21 protein-coding genes, 1 tRNA gene, 1 pseudogene and 1 other annotated feature are annotated in these 18,672 nt (G+C 61.8%); of the genes and pseudogenes, 14 read left to right on the top strand and 9 right to left on the bottom strand.

The features are described from left to right. Positions 1-29 precede the first annotated feature (29 nt). The 6 genes and pseudogenes from BLT81_RS05100 to BLT81_RS05115 all read right to left on the bottom strand — a co-directional run bounded on the left by BLT81_RS05100 (position 30) and on the right by BLT81_RS05115 (position 4,953). Entirely contained in the window at positions 30-977 is a 948-nt protein-coding gene (locus tag BLT81_RS05100) for a FecCD family ABC transporter permease (protein WP_019194925.1), read from the bottom strand. An 83-nt stretch (positions 978-1,060) separates the two neighbouring features. After that, positions 1,061-2,023 (bottom strand): ABC transporter substrate-binding protein, encoded by a 963-nt coding sequence (locus BLT81_RS05105; protein ID WP_040421820.1) that lies wholly within the window; start codon positions 2,021-2,023, stop codon positions 1,061-1,063. Between the two features lie 391 nt (positions 2,024-2,414). Then, the gene (locus BLT81_RS05110; protein WP_155860883.1) at positions 2,415-2,831 is read right to left on the bottom strand and encodes a hypothetical protein; all 417 of its coding nucleotides are present in this window, start codon (positions 2,829-2,831) and stop codon (positions 2,415-2,417) included. A gap of 28 nt (positions 2,832-2,859) precedes the next feature. Beyond that, positions 2,860-3,333, bottom strand: a complete 474-nt coding sequence (locus tag BLT81_RS12595; protein WP_155860884.1) for a hypothetical protein — start codon at positions 3,331-3,333, stop codon at positions 2,860-2,862. Between the two features lie 283 nt (positions 3,334-3,616). Beyond that, a pseudogene (locus BLT81_RS12600) lies at positions 3,617-3,829 on the bottom strand (transposase-like zinc-binding domain-containing protein); the annotation flags it as partial. A 518-nt stretch (positions 3,830-4,347) separates the two neighbouring features. Then, complete coding sequence (locus BLT81_RS05115) at positions 4,348-4,953, bottom strand: hypothetical protein (RefSeq protein WP_155860885.1); 606 nt, start codon at positions 4,951-4,953, stop codon at positions 4,348-4,350. A 312-nt stretch (positions 4,954-5,265) separates the two neighbouring features. Between BLT81_RS05115 and BLT81_RS05120 the strand changes: the two genes are divergently transcribed. The 9 genes from BLT81_RS05120 (at position 5,266) to BLT81_RS05160 (ending at position 11,044) form a co-directional block, all read left to right on the top strand. Further along, positions 5,266-5,514: a hypothetical protein gene (locus BLT81_RS05120; RefSeq protein ID WP_019194929.1), complete on the top strand. Its 249-nt coding sequence runs from the start codon at positions 5,266-5,268 to the stop codon at positions 5,512-5,514. A gap of 714 nt (positions 5,515-6,228) precedes the next feature. Beyond that, positions 6,229-6,840 (top strand): IS21 family transposase, encoded by a 612-nt coding sequence (locus BLT81_RS05125; RefSeq protein WP_040421781.1) that lies wholly within the window; start codon positions 6,229-6,231, stop codon positions 6,838-6,840. 34 nt (positions 6,841-6,874) lie between these two features. Next, positions 6,875-7,060, top strand: a complete 186-nt coding sequence (locus BLT81_RS05130) for a transposase (RefSeq protein WP_019194930.1) — start codon at positions 6,875-6,877, stop codon at positions 7,058-7,060. An 87-nt stretch (positions 7,061-7,147) separates the two neighbouring features. After that, positions 7,148-7,276: a sequence feature (AL1L pseudoknot), on the top strand. Then, positions 7,166-7,537, top strand: a complete 372-nt coding sequence (locus BLT81_RS05135) for an IS3 family transposase (protein ID WP_172812376.1) — start codon at positions 7,166-7,168, stop codon at positions 7,535-7,537. Its footprint overlaps the feature before it by 111 nt. After that, the gene (locus tag BLT81_RS05140; protein WP_019194931.1) at positions 7,518-7,886 is read left to right on the top strand and encodes a DDE-type integrase/transposase/recombinase; all 369 of its coding nucleotides are present in this window, start codon (positions 7,518-7,520) and stop codon (positions 7,884-7,886) included. The genes BLT81_RS05135 and BLT81_RS05140 overlap by 20 nt, the downstream gene beginning before the upstream one ends. 9 nt (positions 7,887-7,895) lie before the next feature. Beyond that, on the top strand, positions 7,896-8,093 hold the full coding sequence (locus BLT81_RS05145; protein WP_081583005.1) for an integrase core domain-containing protein: 198 nt from the start codon (positions 7,896-7,898) through the stop codon (positions 8,091-8,093). Between the two features lie 84 nt (positions 8,094-8,177). Then, entirely contained in the window at positions 8,178-9,032 is an 855-nt protein-coding gene (locus BLT81_RS05150) for a Mu transposase domain-containing protein (RefSeq protein ID WP_155860887.1), read from the top strand. Position 9,033: 1 nt separating this feature from the next. Next, positions 9,034-9,774 (top strand): IS21-like element helper ATPase IstB, encoded by a 741-nt coding sequence (istB, locus tag BLT81_RS05155; RefSeq protein ID WP_019194932.1) that lies wholly within the window; start codon positions 9,034-9,036, stop codon positions 9,772-9,774. Between the two features lie 517 nt (positions 9,775-10,291). Then, positions 10,292-11,044, top strand: coding sequence for a tyrosine-type recombinase/integrase (locus BLT81_RS05160; protein WP_019194933.1), 753 nt, complete (start codon positions 10,292-10,294; stop codon positions 11,042-11,044). A gap of 471 nt (positions 11,045-11,515) precedes the next feature. Here the strand turns inward: BLT81_RS05160 and BLT81_RS05165 are convergent. After that, positions 11,516-11,589 (bottom strand) — tRNA-Leu (locus tag BLT81_RS05165). A gap of 204 nt (positions 11,590-11,793) precedes the next feature. On the opposite strand from BLT81_RS05165, the gene BLT81_RS05170 reads away from it, so the two are divergent. The 5 genes from BLT81_RS05170 (at position 11,794) to BLT81_RS05190 (ending at position 17,445) form a co-directional block, all read left to right on the top strand. Continuing rightward, positions 11,794-13,908, top strand: coding sequence for a metallophosphoesterase family protein (locus tag BLT81_RS05170; protein ID WP_019194934.1), 2,115 nt, complete (start codon positions 11,794-11,796; stop codon positions 13,906-13,908). Positions 13,909-14,122: 214 nt separating this feature from the next. Then, positions 14,123-14,668, top strand: a complete 546-nt coding sequence (locus tag BLT81_RS05175) for a hypothetical protein (RefSeq protein ID WP_019194935.1) — start codon at positions 14,123-14,125, stop codon at positions 14,666-14,668. Positions 14,669-14,773: 105 nt separating this feature from the next. Then, on the top strand, positions 14,774-15,682 hold the full coding sequence (locus tag BLT81_RS05180) for an ABC transporter substrate-binding protein (protein WP_019194936.1): 909 nt from the start codon (positions 14,774-14,776) through the stop codon (positions 15,680-15,682). 51 nt (positions 15,683-15,733) lie between these two features. Continuing rightward, on the top strand, positions 15,734-16,681 hold the full coding sequence (locus BLT81_RS05185; RefSeq protein ID WP_019194937.1) for an amino acid ABC transporter permease: 948 nt from the start codon (positions 15,734-15,736) through the stop codon (positions 16,679-16,681). A gap of 2 nt (positions 16,682-16,683) precedes the next feature. Beyond that, the gene (locus BLT81_RS05190) at positions 16,684-17,445 is read left to right on the top strand and encodes an amino acid ABC transporter ATP-binding protein (protein WP_019194938.1); all 762 of its coding nucleotides are present in this window, start codon (positions 16,684-16,686) and stop codon (positions 17,443-17,445) included. Positions 17,446-17,450: 5 nt separating this feature from the next. Here the strand turns inward: BLT81_RS05190 and BLT81_RS05195 are convergent, their stop codons facing one another. Beyond that, positions 17,451-18,197, bottom strand: coding sequence for a sulfite exporter TauE/SafE family protein (locus BLT81_RS05195; protein ID WP_019194939.1), 747 nt, complete (start codon positions 18,195-18,197; stop codon positions 17,451-17,453). Beyond that, positions 18,194-18,670 carry a pantetheine-phosphate adenylyltransferase gene (gene coaD / locus BLT81_RS05200; RefSeq protein ID WP_019194940.1) on the bottom strand — a complete coding sequence of 159 codons (477 nt, stop codon included), beginning with the start codon at positions 18,668-18,670 and terminating at the stop codon, positions 18,194-18,196. Before coaD ends, BLT81_RS05195 begins: the two co-directional genes overlap by 4 nt. Between the last annotated feature and the right edge of the window lie 2 nt (positions 18,671-18,672).

Here is an 18,672-nt window from a genome sequence, read left to right on the forward strand (position 1 = left end):
GGCGCCCGTAATCTAGCGTTGTCATCGTCTTACACCTCCGCGACCCGATAACGGCGCACCATGTAAATCAACAGCGGCGCACCGATGAATGCCGTGACCACGCCCACCGGAACTTCACCGGTGGTGATCACCCGGCCAAGGACGTCGGCGAAACCCATCACTGTCGGCGCGATAAGCACCGAGTACGCGATGATCCAGCCTTGGTGGGGTCCCACCAACGAGCGCGCCAAATGCGGGGCCATCAACCCGAGGAAGGCGATGGGACCAGCAGCGGCTGTTGCACCACCAGCGAGCAACGTGATGGACACAAGCGCCACGAGGCGCACACGCGTCGGGTCTGTTCCCAGCGACACGGCCGAAGCCTCGCCAAGCGCAAGCACATCAAGCGAGCGCGACGCGGAAATCGCGATGATGAGGCCCAGGATGATGAAGGGCACAATCACCAGCGTGTCGTTCAAGGGCTGCGACGCGGTCGTCCCCGCAGACCACCCTCGCATCTGCGCCAAGAGCTGCGAATTAGTCAGCAACACCGCGGACGTGAAACCAGACAGCACCGCGCCTAGGGCGACACCCGAGAGCGTCATCCGGACGGGGCTGCCGCGCACTGGGCCCGAATTTCCAATGGCGAAAACCACCACAGAGGTCACCATCGCACCTCCGAAGGCCCACCACATGTACTGGCGGATATCGGTCAACCCGAAGAAGGCGAGGCCCACCACCACGGCCAGCGAGGAACCAGCGTTGACCCCCAGGATGCCCGGGTCCGTCATCGGGTTACGCGTGACCGCCTGCATGAGCGCCCCGGCCACGCCGAACGCAGCACCCGCGACGAGGATGAGAACCGTCCGCGGCACTCGCGACAACCAGACGGTCTGCGACTCCGGGTCAGCGGGGTCTGGGTTAAGCAGCAGCGAGACAACGTCCGCAGCCTCGACATGACGGGAGCCGACCAGCATGCTCGCGACAAGCGCGCTCACACACAATACAGCGAGGGGCACGACACCAGCCCACCGAGTTTTGTCGCTTGGGCGCAGCCTCGTCGTCACCGTACTCACGAAAGCTAGGCAACTTTCTCGGCCGAGGCAGCCAACTTCGTGACCTCACGAAGCCACTGCGCGTAACTGCGTGACGTCATCGCACCCTTCGACGCCCACGGCCCCAGCTGACCAGCCTGAACCGCAGGAAGTGTATTCCACAACTCATTATCAAAAGAATACGACTCGTCATACCCCTCAACTAGGAGAATATCCGCCGGATACGACGCGGCTTCCTCCCACGCAACTCGACCCCAGGGATTACCACTTTCCGGCTCAGGCGCGCCAACAATCCTCGCCCCCAAACTCTCCAAAAGATCAGCCTGCGGGAAACCAACAGCGGTATACAACATCTCCTGCGTCGGGCTGACCAGCATGAAAGAAAGATCACCCCCTTCCATCACGTCCTGGAACTCGCCCTTCGCCTGCTCAAGCTCCTCATCCGACTGCTGCACCTGGGCACTATCTACATCCCCACCGAAAAAGTCCGCAAGATAACGCGTCTGCGCAATACTTTCTTCCACCGACTCATCACGCGGCAACGGTACAAAAGGAGCAACCGTAAGCAACTGCGCATTCACCGTCTCATCAAACCAACTCCACCCCTCCAACGAGCCATTACCAATAACTGCATCAGGCCCAATCTCCGCCAGCTTCTCCATATCAATCTCAGCATTGGTACCAATCCGCTCAATACCCGAAATATCAAGATCCCCCATGACGAAAGGATCCTCACAGTCATAACCAAACAACGCAGCCGGCGTCAGACCATACTCATGCAACGAACTGTAGGCATAACAATCCATCACAAGCTCCTCAGGCTGACTCTCAAACTCGATTTCCGCCCCATCAAAAGACGGATGCGCAAGCGTCACCGGCTCAGAAGCTCCACTAGGCGCCGACTCAGAACGTCCCTGCTCCTCCCCAGCACACGAGCAAAGCGCCAACGAGGCTGCAGCAAGCACCACCAAAGAAACCTTGGAAGACATAAACCCACCAATCATTCGACAACACTGACATCACCTAATTCACTAAGGATAGGCACTCCTATTCTAGAAAGCACCAGTGAATTGTCAAGACCCCCGCGCAACGTAACACCGCGCTGAGCAGGTCACTGCGGGCACGCTGAGCGCCACACACCGGACCTCACCGTGCCCACGGCCGTGTCCACGTAGGGCCAGGGCTCATTGACACGATGATGTACACGCGCGGCCTCAACACCCCCTTCTTCTGGCTCGCTTTCTTCATCGCCCTGAACTGCGTGCGGGGGTGTTCTGTGCTCTGGCCTGGTCAGGACATCGCGGAGCGCTCGGCTGTGCCGGGGCGTGGGAGCATGTGCCGTTCGCTTGGGCAGCGAACGTTAAAGGCCTGTAGCCGGATTCACGATTCGCCGTTGTTTTTGCGGATTACGGACCGGCCTATTTCCCACGCCTCGAAGAGATCCTTGGCCACCGCACCACTTGGGACAAAGGTTTTGAGCATGTCGATTGTCTGATCAGCTTCGATCACCGCCTTAGCTGAATACTCATTGAACAATTCGATGGTTTCCTTAGGAAAGGGCAACAAGCCTTTCCTAACATCAACACTATGGCCATCGTTGTGCGCAACCACTGCTCCCAGAAGCTTCTGGGATAAAACTTCTTGTTCGAAAGTCAATGCAGCGAGCATCGCTGCTTTCCGAAACTCTACATAAGGTGGCGGAAATGGGTGATGCAGGGTTACAAGCCGTTCTACTTGAGCGGACAGGAATTCTATCCTTCGCTCTAGATCAGCTAGGCTCGCCGAATTATCTTCCATTGAGGGCCACCTTAAAAGAACACGAACATCAGAGCGTCAGCGACGCCGAGGCTAGTGTGCCACCTACGATTGGAGTAAGGTTTTTAGTCAGCCTTTCCTTGATACCTTCTTCATAGTCACCGGCCACGCTCAATGTGTTGTCGATGGCATCTGCGATTTGATCTGGCCGTGCACTGATCGCGTTAGCCATATCATCATCAATGAATCCGCGCTTGCGAGCTGCATCGATAACTTCGGTGACCCTGTGATTTCGAAGTAGCGAACTGACTAAACGCAGCGCTTGTTTGATCAAGAAGCCCCTTGCACCATAGGTTTGCACCTCTGGAGATTGCAATTCCTTCTGAGCCTGCAATGCCTTTGGAGTAACGTTCTGCTGCGCTTCTCGAACTGCGATCAAAGGCTCCGGCGCGGTCGCCGTTTTAGCATTAGCCACAGCGACGGGCGACAAGCCCACGGAGATGGCCACTATTGCCGCCAGCAGTTTACTGCTTTTCAATTTCAAAATGTTTACCTTTCAGCCTTCGTTACATTCGGGCTACGTGCGGGTTCCCTCATGCAGGTTTAAACACAGGTTGAGGCTTTCAGCAGGACAACCCGAGCCTAGTATTGGCGCTTTCTCGAATTACTTCTTGTAGAAATCCAGCATTTCGGCCTCGGCTGCGAGCGGCAGACCAGCCGCCCACGCGGGGTTCGTCTCCATGATCCCGACCTAGTCCGCGGCCTCGACGTCGGTCTCTACCTCGGCGACGATCTCGTCGTGGACGTGAAACACGGTGCGCACCCCAGCCTGTTTTGGCAGCGGTGATTTTCAGACTGTCACCCGTGGTGACGTGAGTGATAAAGGCGTTGAAGGCGGCGGCGTTGGTGATATCGGGCCGTCGTTTCGTGACGGAGGCACCGCAGATCTTGCATCGCCACCGAGTGCGGTTCGCAGAGGTTTTCCCATTACGCTTCATTTCGCCGCCGCACACAGCGCAGCGGGGTCGGTTCTTCGGCATTGAGCCACCACACCACCGGCCCCTACCACATCAACCACGCCACACCGGAGATATACGACCACAACAGCGGATATACGCTCTTGAGGCATATACTTCCAGAAATCACCCAGGTCAGATACCGGAAACCACCAATTCCGGACACACATTTTGTCGTTTAACCCGTTGAAGCTGTGTTCCGTCCTTGCTCCAATCAGCCTTTCGGTGAGATAGTGTGCTCTGAGGACTCAGCGGGGGTAACCGAATACCAGGTCACCGCTATATAACCAGCAAAAGCGAAGACCAAAACTAGCGGAACGAATGCCCCTATAGCAATACAAATCGCAAGCAGGCCGACGGCCTTAAGGCCGCCTTTTGGCTCCGAAGGCGACGCAATTAGTAGTGCTGTCGGAATGGCAGCGACGAAGAGAAGAGTTACTAACAGAAGAGAAGGAGCTTCTTTTACATACCCTGCAAGCAAAGTCCCGACGCCCGCGCAAATCCACAGGAATTTTCGTAGGCTCATAGAACGGCTCCTCTAATTACTCGTTAGGTGCAATCGCGACAGGAGCGATATTCGCACCAAGGATCGCCGCAGCGAGGCTGAACGCACCGACTTTCTTGAGGGCGGTGGCGATCATTTGCTTGTTATTCATAATGACTTGAACGAGCTTAGCCTGCTGGGCTCCGGGAATGCAGCCGGTGAGTACGCCTGCGAGAGCCCACACAGCACTGTTCGGGTCCTCCCACGATTTTGTAAAGACTGCGCCCCCGATTCCTACCGCGCATCCGATCGCAGCCACGATGACGAGCGGTGCAACCCTCGGAGCTGTTCCGTCGTTGCGCTCAAGCGATTGAAGTTCGGCATCCAGTTCATCCGCCGGTAGACTAGAAAGGTATTTAAGCTCAGAATCCAGCTGCTCATGGATGTCTTCGGTTTCCGTTTCGGAGCCACCAGAAAAATCTGGTTGCGAGAGGGTTTCGGAGGCTGGTTTGGCGGCTTTTGCAGCGGTGATTTCGGGCGTCGCAGTGTGGGCTGGTTGCATGGCCGCCACTGGCATGGCCACGGCCAGACAGAGTGCGAGTAGTCGCTTGTGCATTGCGGTTTTCTTCCAATCTGGGCTTATTGGCATGATGCGGGAATACACCCGACATCAAAATAAAGCCCGATGTCTAGTATTTCAGCGAGACTGCTACTCGAAGCACTTTCGTGCACACCTAGATGGTGGCGGCATGTGAACCAACCCCCGCCGCAGCATGACCCACGGCGGAGGTTGACGGTCTCCTCCTTCATCGCCGACACCACCGCGGCGTGACCGAGGGCGGTACGGTGGATAGGCACCGCGTCATCACCCGTCACTGGGCCGAGCGCGGAGACACGGCGCTGTCCCGACGGCGCGCACACGCCCGCGCCGTCGTCCGGCGCGGCGACGTAGCCCACACCCACCGCGGAGGAAGCGTTGGCCGCGCTGTGCACCGCGCTGGCCCCGACCCCGGCCGAGCGCGCGGCGGCGCTGCGCCTGGCCGCGAGCCTGTGCATGGCTGGTGTCGCGGGCCGCGAAATTGCACGTGCGCTGGGTGTGGCCGAGACCGAGCTCAGCCGCATGCTCACGCCCTACCCGGAGGCCTGCGTGACCCGCGCTAGCGACGTCGTTTTCGACGAGCACACGCAGCGGTGGACAGCACCAGACGCCGCCCCCACCGTGTAGCGCGACATCGTCTGTCAGCACCGCCGCGAGCAGTCGCGGTGGTGCTTTTCTCATACGAGAGGTTTCCCGGGCCCGAGCGGGGTTTTCCAGGGGGTGTTTCCACGGTCTCTGCCCCGCCCGGGCACGAAGTCCGGGCGGGGTTGTCCGGGGTGAACACGGGCTTCCTGGCCGGCCGGGACATCATTTCAGGGGGTTTTCGCATCGCGTCGACCCCCACGCCGAGCACCACACACACCTCACCAGCCCGTGCACCAGCCCACGCACCCGCTTTCGGCAGAGCGCGTGCGCGAGGCCCGTGGGCATGTGCTGGGGCATGTGCACGGGCGGGTCGCGGGCGCGAGCTGGTCACCCCGCGGCGTGTTCGGCGGGGTCGCGGACATAGCGCGCGGCTTATCCCCCGGCCTCGCCCTGACATAGCCCGAGGCATGGCCCGCGGCATGGCCTGGGCATAGCCAACGGTGTGTCTGATCTGATGTAGTTGGTCCGGTTCGGCTTGGGAAGTAGGCCGTGTTGGCGGCCTGTTTTGGTCCGTTTCAGCGCGCAAAATTAGGCCACTTCTCCATGTGGCTGTGACTGGTGTGGCCCCTTTTTGGATAGAGAAAGGGCCATGCCGATAACCATCCCCCAGTAGGTTTCTGTTCCTGAGAAATGTCCCGCCTTCGTTTATTCGCGAGGTTCGGGACGTGGATGTTTCAGGAAAGGACCAGAAAGTAGATGACGATCAGCATGACCACGATCGAAACTATCAGGCAGCTCGATGACGAGGGAATGTCCAGACGAGCGATTGCCAAAGCGGTAAACGTGGCGCGGGCCACGGTCGATAAGTACGTCAATCAGGAAGATTTCAGCCCCACTCCGCCGGTGACGGTGCGTAAACCCGGCTCGATCGTGCTGGGTGAGACGCTGTGCGCCGTGATTGATGGTTGGTGTGAGAATGATCAGCGCATGCCGCGAAAGCAGCGCCACACCGCGCGACGCATTTGCGACCGCCTCGTCGACGAGCACGGATATACCGGCTCGTATTCCCCGGTTCAGCGCTACGTCAAGCAGTGGAAACAGGACCACACATCCCCAGGGGATGGGTTCATGGAGTTGGAATGGTCACCTGGGGTCATCCAGGTCGATTTCGGCCAAGCCGAGGTCGTTATGGCGGGAACTGCTAAGGTGGTGCACCTTTTGGTGGTAACGTTTCCGTACTCGAATATGCGGTTTTGCAGGGCGTTCGCCGGAGAGACCGCCGAGTGCGTTATCACCGGCCTGTTGGACGTCATCGACACCGCCGGCGGGGTGCCGAGAGAGATGGTCTTTGGTTCGCCCCGGGTTTAATAGAGGGTAGGAATTTGGAAAAGGAGCCCTACACATGCCCTCGAAGTACACGCCTGAGTTGAGGCAGCGCGCCATCGAACTGGTGCTGCACGCGCAAGCTGACCCTGACACGTCTCGTGGTGCGATATCCCGCATCGCTGTCGAGCTCGGAATGAGCAAGGAAACTCTGCGCGGCTGGGTCCGCGCTCATAAACAATCCGGCGCGGCAACCCCGGGTTGAATCGGTGGATTGTGCAGCAGAAAACCGCAGACTGCGAGCTGAACTGATTGAAGCGAAGCGCGCCAACGAGATTTTGAAAAGAGCATCAGCTTTTTTCGCGGCGGAGTGCGAGCGCCCACACACGTAGTCGTCCGGTTCATCGACGACAACCGGGAGGAATTCGGGGTCGAGCCGATTATTCGCGCCCTTTCAGCAACCGACGCGACAATCGCCCTGAGCACCTACTACGCCCACAAATCCCGGCCTGAATCATCTCGATCTATCCGCGACCGACAACTACGCAAAGCTTTGCGTGCTATCTACGACGACAACTACTCCTGCTATGGAGCGCGCAAACTATGGGCCGAGGTCAATCGCCGAGGCGATGTCTGTCACGTCGCCCGGTGCACCGTCGAGCGTCTCATGGCACTCGACAACATCCGTGGTATCCGGCGCCGGAGGAAAAGGCCTTCCACCCGTGAGCGCTGCCCCCGATAACTGCCCAGTCGACTTGGTCGAGCGCGACTTTTGTGTCGATGCGCCGAACCGGCTGTGGGTCGCGGATATCACATACATCCCCACGCGTGCCGGGTGGGTGTACGCCTCGTTCGTCCTCGACGCGTATACCCGGGAGATTGTTGGCTGGCAGATCACCAACCACATGCGCACGTCACTGGCTAAAGACGCACTTGACATGGCCTTGTCAGCGCGCCTGCGTGCCGGTGAAGATGTCTCCGGTCTGATCCATCACTCAGACAGGGGCGTGCAGTACAGGTCGGTCGTCTACGGAGAGACCTTGGCCCAGTCGCAGGTTATCGCTTCGGTTGGCTCGCGGGGAGACTCCTGAGACAACGCGATGGCAGAAGCGCTGAACTCAGTGTTCAAAGCTGAACTCATCGACCGTAGGACCTGGCCGGCACTGCGAGATGTTCTCGTCGCGACGTCGACATGGGTCGGCTGGTACAACAACCGCCGCTTGCACTCGGCGCTAGGGTACCGCCCACCCCGCCAGGTCCATCAGGAATACACCGCCGCGAACACCCAAGCGGCCTAATCGACAACAATAGGACCCTCTACAAAACTCGGGGCTTGACACTTCGACAACGCCACCGCCATTGGGCGCCGCTTGGGTCCCAACGTGGTGGAATCCGAACTCTTCGCCGCGTTTAAGGCGCACTATCGGACGAAGGCTCGCTACTGCAACCCGTACTCGGGCCATGAGAAAGGCAACGTGGAAAACGCGGTCGGTTTCATCCGGCGCAACCTGTGTGTGCCTGTGCCTGAAGTAGCCAGCCTGGCGGAGCTAAACGACTATCTCAGCTCCGGGTGCGCCGCGTTTGCCGACCAGATCCACTACAAAAAGTCGGCCACGATCGGGGAGCTATTCCAACAGGATCAGCAAGCGCTCAAAGCGTGCCCGTCGGTGAGGTTTAACCCGGTGCGCTTCGAAGTGCGCCGCACCGATAAGACCGGGGTCGTCACAGTCGGCGGCAATCGCTACCTTGTGGGCCCTGCCTGGGCGGGAAGGCAAGTCACGGTGGAGCTATCGCATGACACCATCACCGTCTTAGACGACAACGCCCGACGCATCGTCGCACTGCCACGAGTCTTCGGCACCACAGAGGAAACGGTGATCAACCCACTGAGTGTTTTGCCTTCGCTGGCGAAAAAGCCCGGGGCGTGGGCGAACTCACCACTTCGCCGCCACATGCCGGACGCTGTCGTGGGCTATCTCGACGCAGCAGATGCGACAACCCGCAGGGAGTTTTTCACCCACGCCGAAACCACCGCCACAGAATGCGGATTCGACACCACCGTCACCGCTGCCGCGGCACTGCTGGAAACCAACGCGACACCGACCGGGCCACACCTCGGCATCGCCGCGCGCTACAGCGCCCCACCACCAACACAGCACGCGCGAGCGAATCTCACCACCTACGATCAGCTGCTCGCCACCAGCACCACCACACCTGATCATGAGGAGGAGACCTAAAATGAGCACCGACACCACCAACAGCAAAGACCGCGTGGTGGCACTCGGTCGCCAGCTCTACCTGACCACCGCGGTGCTACGCGAATGCGCAGACCATGCCACCCCACGCCAGTGCGACATACTCATTGAGCTTTTCGAAGCTGAACTTGAATCCAGATCCGCATCTAGAGCGCGCCGCCTGATGCACCGAGCACGAATCCCGGTACGAAAAACTCTCGACAACTACGACTGGTCCCCGGTAACTCTGCCCGCCGACATCACCCGCGAACACCTCACCACCCTCGACTTCCTCAACGGATGTGAAGACCTCGTCTTCTACGGTGATGTCGGCACCGGCAAAACACACCTCGCCATCGCCCTGGTCACCGCGGCATGTCTCAGAGGCACTCCTGCAAGGTTTTTCACCGCCGCCAGCCTGGTCGACCATCTGCGCAACGCAAAACTTGTCGGCAAACTCGACAAAGAACTCGCACCCCTCGGCAAAAACGAACTGCTCGTCATCGATGAACTCGGCTACATCCCAATCGACACCGACGGGGCGAGGCTTTTATTCCAAGCCATCGCCGATGCCTACGAACAACGCAGCCTCATCATCACCACCAACCTCGCGTTTTCCCAATGGGGCCACGTCTTCGGCAGCGACGACATGGCAGCCGCCGCAATCGACCGCATCGTCCACCACGGCCGCATGATCACCTTCACCGGCCAGTCCTACCGCATGGCAAACGCCCTGATGAAATAACCCGAAAACCCAGCAACGCCCAAACGGCCCAAAACCACGCCACCCCGGCCTAAAAAACCGCGCCGAAACGGCCTACAACAACTTGACAAAACACAAACGGCCGGGGCGGAGGGCGTCGCGGAGGGGTAGACGAAGCCATGCGCGGACACCCGGCCAGCCCCGGCCGTGGTTACTGTTCACGATGCACTCGATGTATAGACGAAGCATGTGCGAGCGTGTTCGTGGGCACCCCCACGTGACACCGCGGAGGGAGGAGAAAGCAGTGCCCCAAGTTCCCTTGCAGCCGGGCGAGATGGGCGAGGTCGCCATCTCGACCCAGACCAAGGCTGACGGCTCGACCGTCTACGTCGGCATCGCGCCAGGTCGCCGCCTCGACGGACGTGCCATCCGTGCGAGCGGTCGTGGTGACTCCCCCACCGCTGCTCGGCGAGCAACCGCACAGCGGTTCGAGGTGAAGAAGCATGAAACTTCGACTTACTCCGCACCGCGCACCGCATGAGCCGATGGCAGTAGTGCTGTGCTCTCCCCTGACTCGTCTTTCACCGACCTGTGCCGGGCGTGGTTGACCGACGCTGAGGACGAGGGCCGAGGGCGTCCGCAGAGCCTCGCGCTCTATCGCGGCGTGCTCGACAATCACATCACACCCCACCTCGGCGAGCTGCGCGTCCGCGAAATCACCGCACAGCGCATTACCGTGTTCCTGCGCGAGCGGGCACGGTCGGAGTCGCCGAGCGCGGCCGACTCGACCTACAAGGTCATCCGCGCCGCGTGGCGTTTCGCGCAGCGGTCGGGTATCGCCGAGCGCGATGTTCTCGGCGGTGTCGTGCGACCCGCACGAGATTCCAAGACAGACCTCGGCGAGTACGCGCGCGTTGTCACTCCGCATCAAGCGAAGTACTTCTTGGACTTGTGCTCCATGCACTCGCCTGCCCTCGGTCTAGCCATGCGCATCGCTGCGGAGACAGGCGCACGCATGGGTGAAATCATGGCGCTACATGAAGCCGCGCTCCACCCCGGCCCTGGCCCGTGGATTGAGCTGCGAGGCACCGAGGTGCAGCGCAAGGGCGGTGCAGTGCGAGAGCCCCACGGCAAGACACAGACTTCCTCGCCTGATGTGTCCGTCTCCGAGCTGGTCATGGACAGACTTTTCCTCGCGGTGGCCGAGACCAAGCGCGTGTGGGGTGGCGCACCGCCCCACACCGACGGTCTTGTGCCGGTGTTCCCGTCGACACGCGGCGGGTGGGCGTCAGTGCAGACCATCAATGCGTAAAGGCGCGCAGCGCTCGCGGACAGTGGCGTGGAGTGGGTCAGCGCGCGGGCGCTGCGCCGCGCGCTGGCTACATTCACCGCCGCCGGGCAAGGTGACCGGGTCGCCGCCGACCAGCTCGGCCACGCCCGCGTATCAGTAACCGCGAGGCACTACATCGACACCCACGGCGTTGTCCGCGACGCCGGCCGAGTGCTTTCGCCGCTTTCATCGACAGCGGCGACGAGACCGAGGAATGAGCCGGGGGGTCGCTCCCCGGAACGGGGACGTGACAATGCCCTCGCGCTAGTCGTGGCCCTGGCCGCGACCCCGCGTTCGGGGGTGGTCAAGTCGGTTTACACTCCGCGTAACACGGGCTACGAGGTGGCCGATGGCGGCCAAGGGAAATAGTGCTGCACCAATCCAAAAAGTCAGCAAAGTGTCAACAGTTTGACTTGCACTCGCGGCGAAAAAGACCTTGACCAGCCACTTCAGTGCCCCAGGTGAGACTCGAACTCACACTGGACGGGTTTTGAATCCGTTGCCTCTGCCAATTGGGCTACTGGGGCGCTGCGAAAACTATAGCGTAGTCAGCCCGACTGCTATAAATCGTGCGGCCCCGGCAGATACAGCCCTTCGACGCGCCATGCCCACCCCCTTCCACCCGGTCACGACATTCACCCAGACATTTGCCAGCCATTACCCGCCGTTTACCTGCATTCTGTGCAATGAGATCGTTCCTGTTCACAAACTATGCACAGTTAAGGAATGCCATGTCCCGCCGCTCACGTCTCGTCCCGGCCACCGTTCTGGCAACTCTTGCCATCACCGCCCCCGCAGTCACTCCCGTGGCTCAGGCCGCCGACACCCCCAACTACTCTTACCTGGATATCTCGGACCACCCGAAAGCACCGCAGCCCGGCTTCCGCATCCACCCCTACCTGCAGAAACCCGCGTCCGATCAGATGACCCTCAACTTTTTTGGTGAAATGGGCACGGATGCAACCGTGGTACTGACACGCAACGGCCAGGAAGTGGCCACAAAGACAATCACGGGTGAGCTCCAGGACCACCTGCGATACACAGAGGCCGAGCGCGACCAGACCATCGAGGGGCTCGAGGCAGGCTCGTGGTTGAAATCCAACAACAACTACAAGTACAGCGTGACATTTACGGACCTCACGCCGGGCACAACGTATGAGTACGTCGCAACGCTGGACGGCCGCACAGCAGGTAATTCCTTTACCACCGCCCCGACCCGCGACCACTGGGATCGCATCCGCATCGCTGCGTTCTCCGACACGGAAACTGAGCCCGCAGGCCGCCCGAAGGTGTCCGGCGCCCGCGAGTGGGAGCGCAACCGCACATTCGCCGAAGGCTCGCTCGATCGGCCCGGCCCGGGTTCTGCGTGGTTTGAGAAATTCGGCAGCAACAGGCGCCAAGGCACCGATGAGCCACGCTACCCCCTCACGCAGGACGAAGCGATGAAGTACAACGTTACCGAGATGGCCAAGCAGAAGCCCGATCTGCTTCTCGTTGCCGGTGATCTAGCTCAAGGTGGCGGCTACCAGCCTGGCTGGGATGAGTACTTCGGCTACCTCGCAGGTGAACACGGCAAACTCGCTGGTACAACTCCCATGCTGACCGCTCTGGGTAACTGGGAGACTTTCGGCGCGATGAACGGCAACTACCAGGATGCGGAAGGTGTTGCGTGGGGCGCCGCGAAGGGCCGCAAGGCGTACATGACGTACTTCGACACCTTCGGCTCGGACACGCCGGAGCACGAGGATTCTTATTACCGGGTTGATTACGGCCCCGTCACGGTGATTACGCTCGACTCCACCAACGGCGTACCGGATGAGGATGCCGCGACGGAAAAGGAAAAGGACGTCCCCGGCAACGACAAGGACTTCTTCGGCGCTTACGGCAGCTGGGGAACGGACACGAACACCTCATATACGGCGGAGGGCATCCGCCGCGCGGGCGATCGTACCCAGCCCGATTTCAGCGAAAACTCCGCTCAGTGGCTGTGGGCGGAGAAGCAGCTGTCCGACGCCCGCGATAAGGGCCAATTCATCATCGTGCAATTCCACCACACCCCGTACTCCTCGGGCGTGCACGGCACCGCGACAGCGTCGGCAACCCCGGACGAACAGCCTGGGACCCCAATGCGCATCTACACCCCGATGTTTGAAAAGTACGGTGTAGCGGCAGTCATCACCGGCCACGACGAAATGTTCGAGCGTTCGTGGATCGACGACGACGGCGACGGGATCGGCTTCCACAACTTCGACGTCGGTGTCGCGGCCGACGGGCTGCGCGGGGACTACCGCGTCCAAAACGAGGATGGCGCTCTCGAGCCGGTGGAGTTCAACTCTTACCGCGAATGGATGGCGCAGTCCGATGAACCCGAAATGTGGGTTGACGACGAAAACGGCGTTCGGCAGCTCAAGGACGGCGGTAAACACTACGGCCACCTGCAGATGGATATTGCGCCGGTGCGGTGCTCAAACGATGTAGTGGCAAAACTCACTACCACCCCCGTCTACCTCTTCCCCGTGCTGGACTCCGACTACAACCTGGTCGCCGTCGAACGCAGGGTGTACAACGACGTGCAGGAAATCCTGCTGACTAACGACGGCGCCCCGGCACCGCGCGGCACCACGTGCGCATCGGGCACCGGTACCCCCCAGCCGTCGTCTGCATCGTCGTTCTCGTCGGACAGGAACCTCGCCTCCTCGGCGGCTGTGGGAGTGGGTGTGATCGCCGCTGTCGTTGCTATGCTCCTTGGCGCCCTCGGATGTGTGGCGCTGAACGCGGAGACCCTCCCGCTCCCGCACGCTGTCACTGAGGCCCTCAACCAGGCGCGCCGTACGCTTGGGCTTTAAGTACCTCTCGTACCGAGCCCGTGCTGCCCGGGCTGCCCGAGCCTTTCGCACACGCACTCACCCCGCGATCTAAGCACCCGCAACCGGACCGCGGGGGTGCGCGTTTGCGGGCACCTTTGAGGAGACAACGATAACCGGGGCATTCCCCCGCCCCAGCATCGAAGTGGGCGTCACGGGCTTTGTTCAATCGTCACCAAAACGTTATGATTCGTGCATGCGTAAAATTCTGGCCTCGTCTCTCGCTGCTGCTCTCGTCGTGTCCGGCTCTGTTGCCGCCGCGGGCGCCCAGGAGGAGGGAAGCAGCGGTTCCAGCCGCCCCACCGAAGAGATTAATCGGATCAAGCAGACTGTTGGCACCCCCTCGGAGGGCCTGCAGCCCCTCAACCCGGATCCGGCCAACGACCCGCTCTACATCGACCCGGAGAAGAACCCACTCCAGAAGGTCTCCAGCTCCGACATGTTCCTGGATTGGACGATGGGCTCCTCCGATAGCGGCTTTAAGGAGTTCCTCCAGGGCTTTGCCGCCGGTTCCTCCATCCCGAACACCGCGAACCCGATCGAGCTATTAAAGCAGGAGCTGCAGGGCAACCTCATGATGTCGTCCGGCCTGTTCACCGGCGACTTCGCACAGAGCTCTCGAGGCTCCAGCCAGGCTCTGTCGGTCTACCTTCCGATCCTGATCGGCGCCATCGCCATCGGCCAGCTCATCGAGGTCGTGGTGAGCAACCTGCGCAACGCGGGAATCACGCTTCCGCTCTAGCGGGCTCGACACCACAACAAGGCCGAATAATTCACGCCGCGGGGGCCCGAGGGTTTATTATGCATTCGAGCGTAATTTTTTAACTCAGAAGGTCCCGGACACCCAATGCACATACGACCAGCACACGCCCGCCGCGCAGCGGCCGCCTGCACCGCACTCGCGGCGGCCTGCGGCCTGAGCGCGTGCGTGACTAACCAGGAGGGTGGCCTGCCCGAGGGGTGGCAGTCCGTCGACCAAGAGACCGTGCCCGAGATCGCCGCCATGGTCCCCGAGGAGGTCGCTGAGGACGGAAAACTCTCCATCGGCACCAACCCTCCCTTCGCCCCCTTCCAGTTCAAAGACTCACAAGGCACCTTGATCGGCTTCGAGCTCGACCTTGGGCGCGCCGCCGCGACCGTCATGGGGCTCGAATTCGACCCGCAGGAAATGGACTTCGCCATGATCCTGCCGGCCGTGCAGGCGGGCAGCCTCGACGCCGGGATGTCGGGCTTTACCGACAACGAAGAGCGCCGGCGCAGCTTCGACTTTGTCAACTTCCTCTACGCCGGCATCCACTGGGCCGCCCAGCCCGGCACCGACGTCAACCCCGAGCACCCCTGCGGGCTGACCGTGTCCGTGCAGCGCACGACCGTCGCTGAGACGGACGATGTGCGCCCGAAGAGCGAGGAATGCGAAGCGAGCGGCGAGGACCCCGTCACCGTGCTGGCCTTCGACACCGCGGACAACGCGGCTCTTGCCGCCCTCGTAGGCCGCGCCGACGCCGTCAGCGCAGACTCCCCCGTGACGGCCTGGGCTGTCGAGCGCTCGGACGGGGACCTCGAACTCACCGGCGAGATGTTCGACGCCGCGCCCTACGGTTTCGCGGTAAGGAAGGACTCCCCCCTCGGCCCGGCGCTCGCCGCTGCCATCCAACATCTCATCGACACCGGCGAGTACCAGCGCATCCTCGCACAGTGGAATATCCAGTCCGGTCTCCTCGACGAGGCGCTTATGAACGAGCAACCGGTGCACTAGGCAGCGAAACAGACACACAACCAGACCCAGAAAGGACGGGACACGGCCGCGATGAGCACTCCCACGAACACGCCCCCGGAAAAGGTGCCGGACCCAATTAAGGCCAAGCCTCTGCGCCATCCCGGCCGATGGATCCTGGCCGCGGTGCTTGCAGCGCTGGTGATCTGGTTTGTCATCGGTGCGGCCCGCAACCCCGCCTACGGCTGGGACACCTACTTCACGTATCTCTTTGACACGCGTATCGCTACCGCGGCGCTGCACACGCTGGCGATCACGCTGCTGAGCATGCTCATCGGCGTCATCGGCGGCGTCATCCTCGCTGTCATGCGTATGAGCCCAAACCCGGTCTTCGCCGGCGTCGGCTGGGTGTTTTTGTGGGTTTTCCGCGGCACCCCGGTCTACGTCCAGCTCATGTTCTGGGGCCTGCTCGGCGCGATCTACGACTCGATCAACCTCGGCTTCGCTAGTATCTCCCTCGAGCCGTTCACCTCGTCGGCGTTTATGTTCGCGGTCGTCGGCCTGGGCCTCAACGAGGCCGCATATATGGCGGAGATCGTCCGCTCGGGCATCTCCTCGGTGCCGGAGGGCCAGGTGGAAGCCTCGAAGGCACTGGGCATGGGCTGGGGCCAGACCATGCGCCGCACGGTGCTGCCGCAGGCCATGCGCATTGTTATCCCGCCGACGGGCAACGAGTTCATCTCGCTGTTGAAGACGTCCTCCCTTGTCGTCGCGGTCCCCTACTCGCTGGAGCTGTTCGGCCGTTCCATGGACATCGCCGCGGCGTTGTTCGAGCCGGTGCCGCTGTTGCTCGTGGCGGCCACCTGGTACCTCGTCATCACGTCGCTTCTCATGGTGGGACAGCACTACCTAGAGAGGTATTTTGAGCGCGGGGCGACGCGTCAGCTCACCGCGCGCCAGCTCGCCAGCCTCGCGGACGCGGAGGGCACGATCCCGGGCAACGTTGAAATCGTCGGGACGCCGGAAAGGAAGCGTCGATAAGCATGACCCCCATGATTCACGCCAACGAGGTGTGGAAGTCCTTCGGCAACCTCACCGTACTCAAAGGCATCACTCTTGAGGTCGCGCCAGGCGAGGTGACCTGCCTCATCGGGCCGTCCGGCTCGGGCAAGTCGACCTTTTTGCGCTGCGTCAACCACTTGGAGAAGATCACCGCGGGCCGCCTGTACGTCGACGGCGATCTCATCGGCTACCGCGAGCGCGACGGCGTGCTCTACGAGATGAGCGAAAAGGAAGCCGCGAAGCAGCGCCGCGACATCGGCATGGTGTTCCAAAACTTCAACCTCTTCGGGCACCGCACCGTGCTCGAGAACATCATCGAGGCCCCGGTGCAGGTCAAGGGCGAGCCCGTGGAGCAGGCGAAGGCCCGCGCGATGGAGCTGCTCGCGATGGTCGGCCTGGAGTCCAAGGCGAGTGCCTACCCCATTCAGCTGTCGGGCGGCCAGCAGCAGCGCGTCGCCATCGCGAGGGCCGTGGCCATGGACCCGAAGCTCATGCTTTTTGACGAACCGACCTCCGCCCTCGACCCCGAACTGGTCGGCGAGGTCCTGCGCGTCATGCGCGACCTTGCCGCGCAGGGCATGACGATGCTCGTGGTCACCCACGAGATGGCCTTCGCCCGCGAGGTCGCCGACAAGGTCGTCTTCATGGCCGACGGGCGCATCGTCGAATCCGGCACCCCCGACGAGGTCCTGGGCAACCCCCGTGAGGAACGCACGAAGGCGTTTTTGTCCACGCTGTTTTAGACTTTCTAGCCCAGCAGCCCCGCCAGCCCCCGCACGAGCGCCGTCGCCCCGCCGAGCACCGCCAGCCCCAGCGCAAGGGCGTGGGCCTTCGGCGCAGGCACGCGCGGCGCCACCGCCACGCCAGCCGCGATGCCCAGCACCATGCCGAGCCCGCCGGCGACCCAGAGCTCCGCGCCTATCGACGCCACATTCGCCGCCCCAGTCAGCTCCTTGATCAAAAACGACACCGCGCCGCTGACCATAAAAATTGGCTGCAACGTCGCCGCGTACGTGCGCTGCGGCCAGCGCGCCGCCTCCGCGTAGACCGTGATGGCGGGCCCGGCGACCCCGGCAAGGGTGTTCATGAAGCCGCCAATGACGCCGGACGCCGCGGCGGGCGCGCGCCCCGACACAGTGGGAACGCGCTTCTTGCCCACGGTGACTGCCCCGAGCGCGAGAAGCAGCAGCACGCCCACCGTGACCAGAAGCGCGTCCGCCGAGGACACGGCCACCAGCACCGCACCCGGCACCGCTCCGACGACCAGGTAGGGCGCGATCGAGCCGAACCTGCGCCAGTCGACGTCGCCGCGCACCGTCAGCGTGGTCAGCCCCGCGTTGATGGTGGCAAGCACGTTGACGAGCACGATCCCCTCGACTGGGCCGATGAGGATGGACAGTACGGGGCCGGCGATCAGCCCCACGCCCATCCCGGAGACGCGCTGGAGCAACGAACCGATGAGAACGGCACAGAACAGGATGACGGCGGCCGTCACCGCAGCTTCTCCTTCATGGCGGCCTCCACGGCCTCCGGGACAAGTCCCGTGACGTCGCCGCCGTACTTCACCACCTCCTTGCATAGGGAGGAGGAGGTGTAGCCGTACTTCTCGTCGGTGAGCAGGAAGTAGGTGTCCACGCCGGTGAGCCGGCGGTTCATTTGCGCCATCGGCACCTCGTACTCGTAGTCGAGCGAGGAGCGCAGCCCCTTGACCAAGGCCGTGACGTGGTGGGCACTTGTGTAGTGCACCAGCAGCCCGCCCCAGGAATCGACGCGAATGTTGGCGACGTCCTTGGTCACCTCGCGGATGAGGGAGACGCGCTCGTCGATGGTAAACAGCCCGGAGGTTTTCGTCGGGTTACCGGTCACCAGCACGATGATCTCCTCGAAGTGCGTCGCGGCGCGGCGGAAGATGTCGAGATGACCGTTCGTGACGGGGTCGAAGGAGCCGGGGCAGACGGCGATGGTCATGG

The organism is Corynebacterium timonense (assembly GCF_900105305.1).
GTDB classification, from domain to species: Bacteria; Actinomycetota; Actinomycetes; order Mycobacteriales; family Mycobacteriaceae; genus Corynebacterium; species Corynebacterium timonense.

Bases quoted from the DNA above. Each gene is read 5' to 3' on its own strand.
- BLT81_RS05175 (WP_019194935.1), top strand. From the start codon at position 14,123: ATGCGTAAAATTCTGGCCTCGTCTCTCGCTGCTGCTCTCGTCGTGTCC.
- BLT81_RS05105 (WP_040421820.1), bottom strand. From the start codon at position 2,023: ATGTCTTCCAAGGTTTCTTTGGTGGTGCTTGCTGCAGCCTCGTTGGCG.
- coaD (WP_019194940.1), bottom strand. From the start codon at position 18,670: ATGACCATCGCCGTCTGCCCCGGCTCCTTCGACCCCGTCACGAACGGT.
- BLT81_RS05170 (WP_019194934.1), top strand. From the start codon at position 11,794: ATGTCCCGCCGCTCACGTCTCGTCCCGGCCACCGTTCTGGCAACTCTT.
- BLT81_RS05180 (WP_019194936.1), top strand. From the start codon at position 14,774: ATGCACATACGACCAGCACACGCCCGCCGCGCAGCGGCCGCCTGCACC.
- BLT81_RS05125 (WP_040421781.1), top strand. From the start codon at position 6,229: ATGACGATCAGCATGACCACGATCGAAACTATCAGGCAGCTCGATGAC.
- BLT81_RS05130 (WP_019194930.1), top strand. From the start codon at position 6,875: ATGCCCTCGAAGTACACGCCTGAGTTGAGGCAGCGCGCCATCGAACTG.
- BLT81_RS05190 (WP_019194938.1), top strand. From the start codon at position 16,684: ATGACCCCCATGATTCACGCCAACGAGGTGTGGAAGTCCTTCGGCAAC.
- istB (WP_019194932.1), top strand. From the start codon at position 9,034: ATGAGCACCGACACCACCAACAGCAAAGACCGCGTGGTGGCACTCGGT.
- BLT81_RS05185 (WP_019194937.1), top strand. From the start codon at position 15,734: ATGAGCACTCCCACGAACACGCCCCCGGAAAAGGTGCCGGACCCAATT.
- BLT81_RS05145 (WP_081583005.1), top strand. From the start codon at position 7,896: ATGGCAGAAGCGCTGAACTCAGTGTTCAAAGCTGAACTCATCGACCGT.
- BLT81_RS05110 (WP_155860883.1), bottom strand. From the start codon at position 2,831: ATGGAAGATAATTCGGCGAGCCTAGCTGATCTAGAGCGAAGGATAGAA.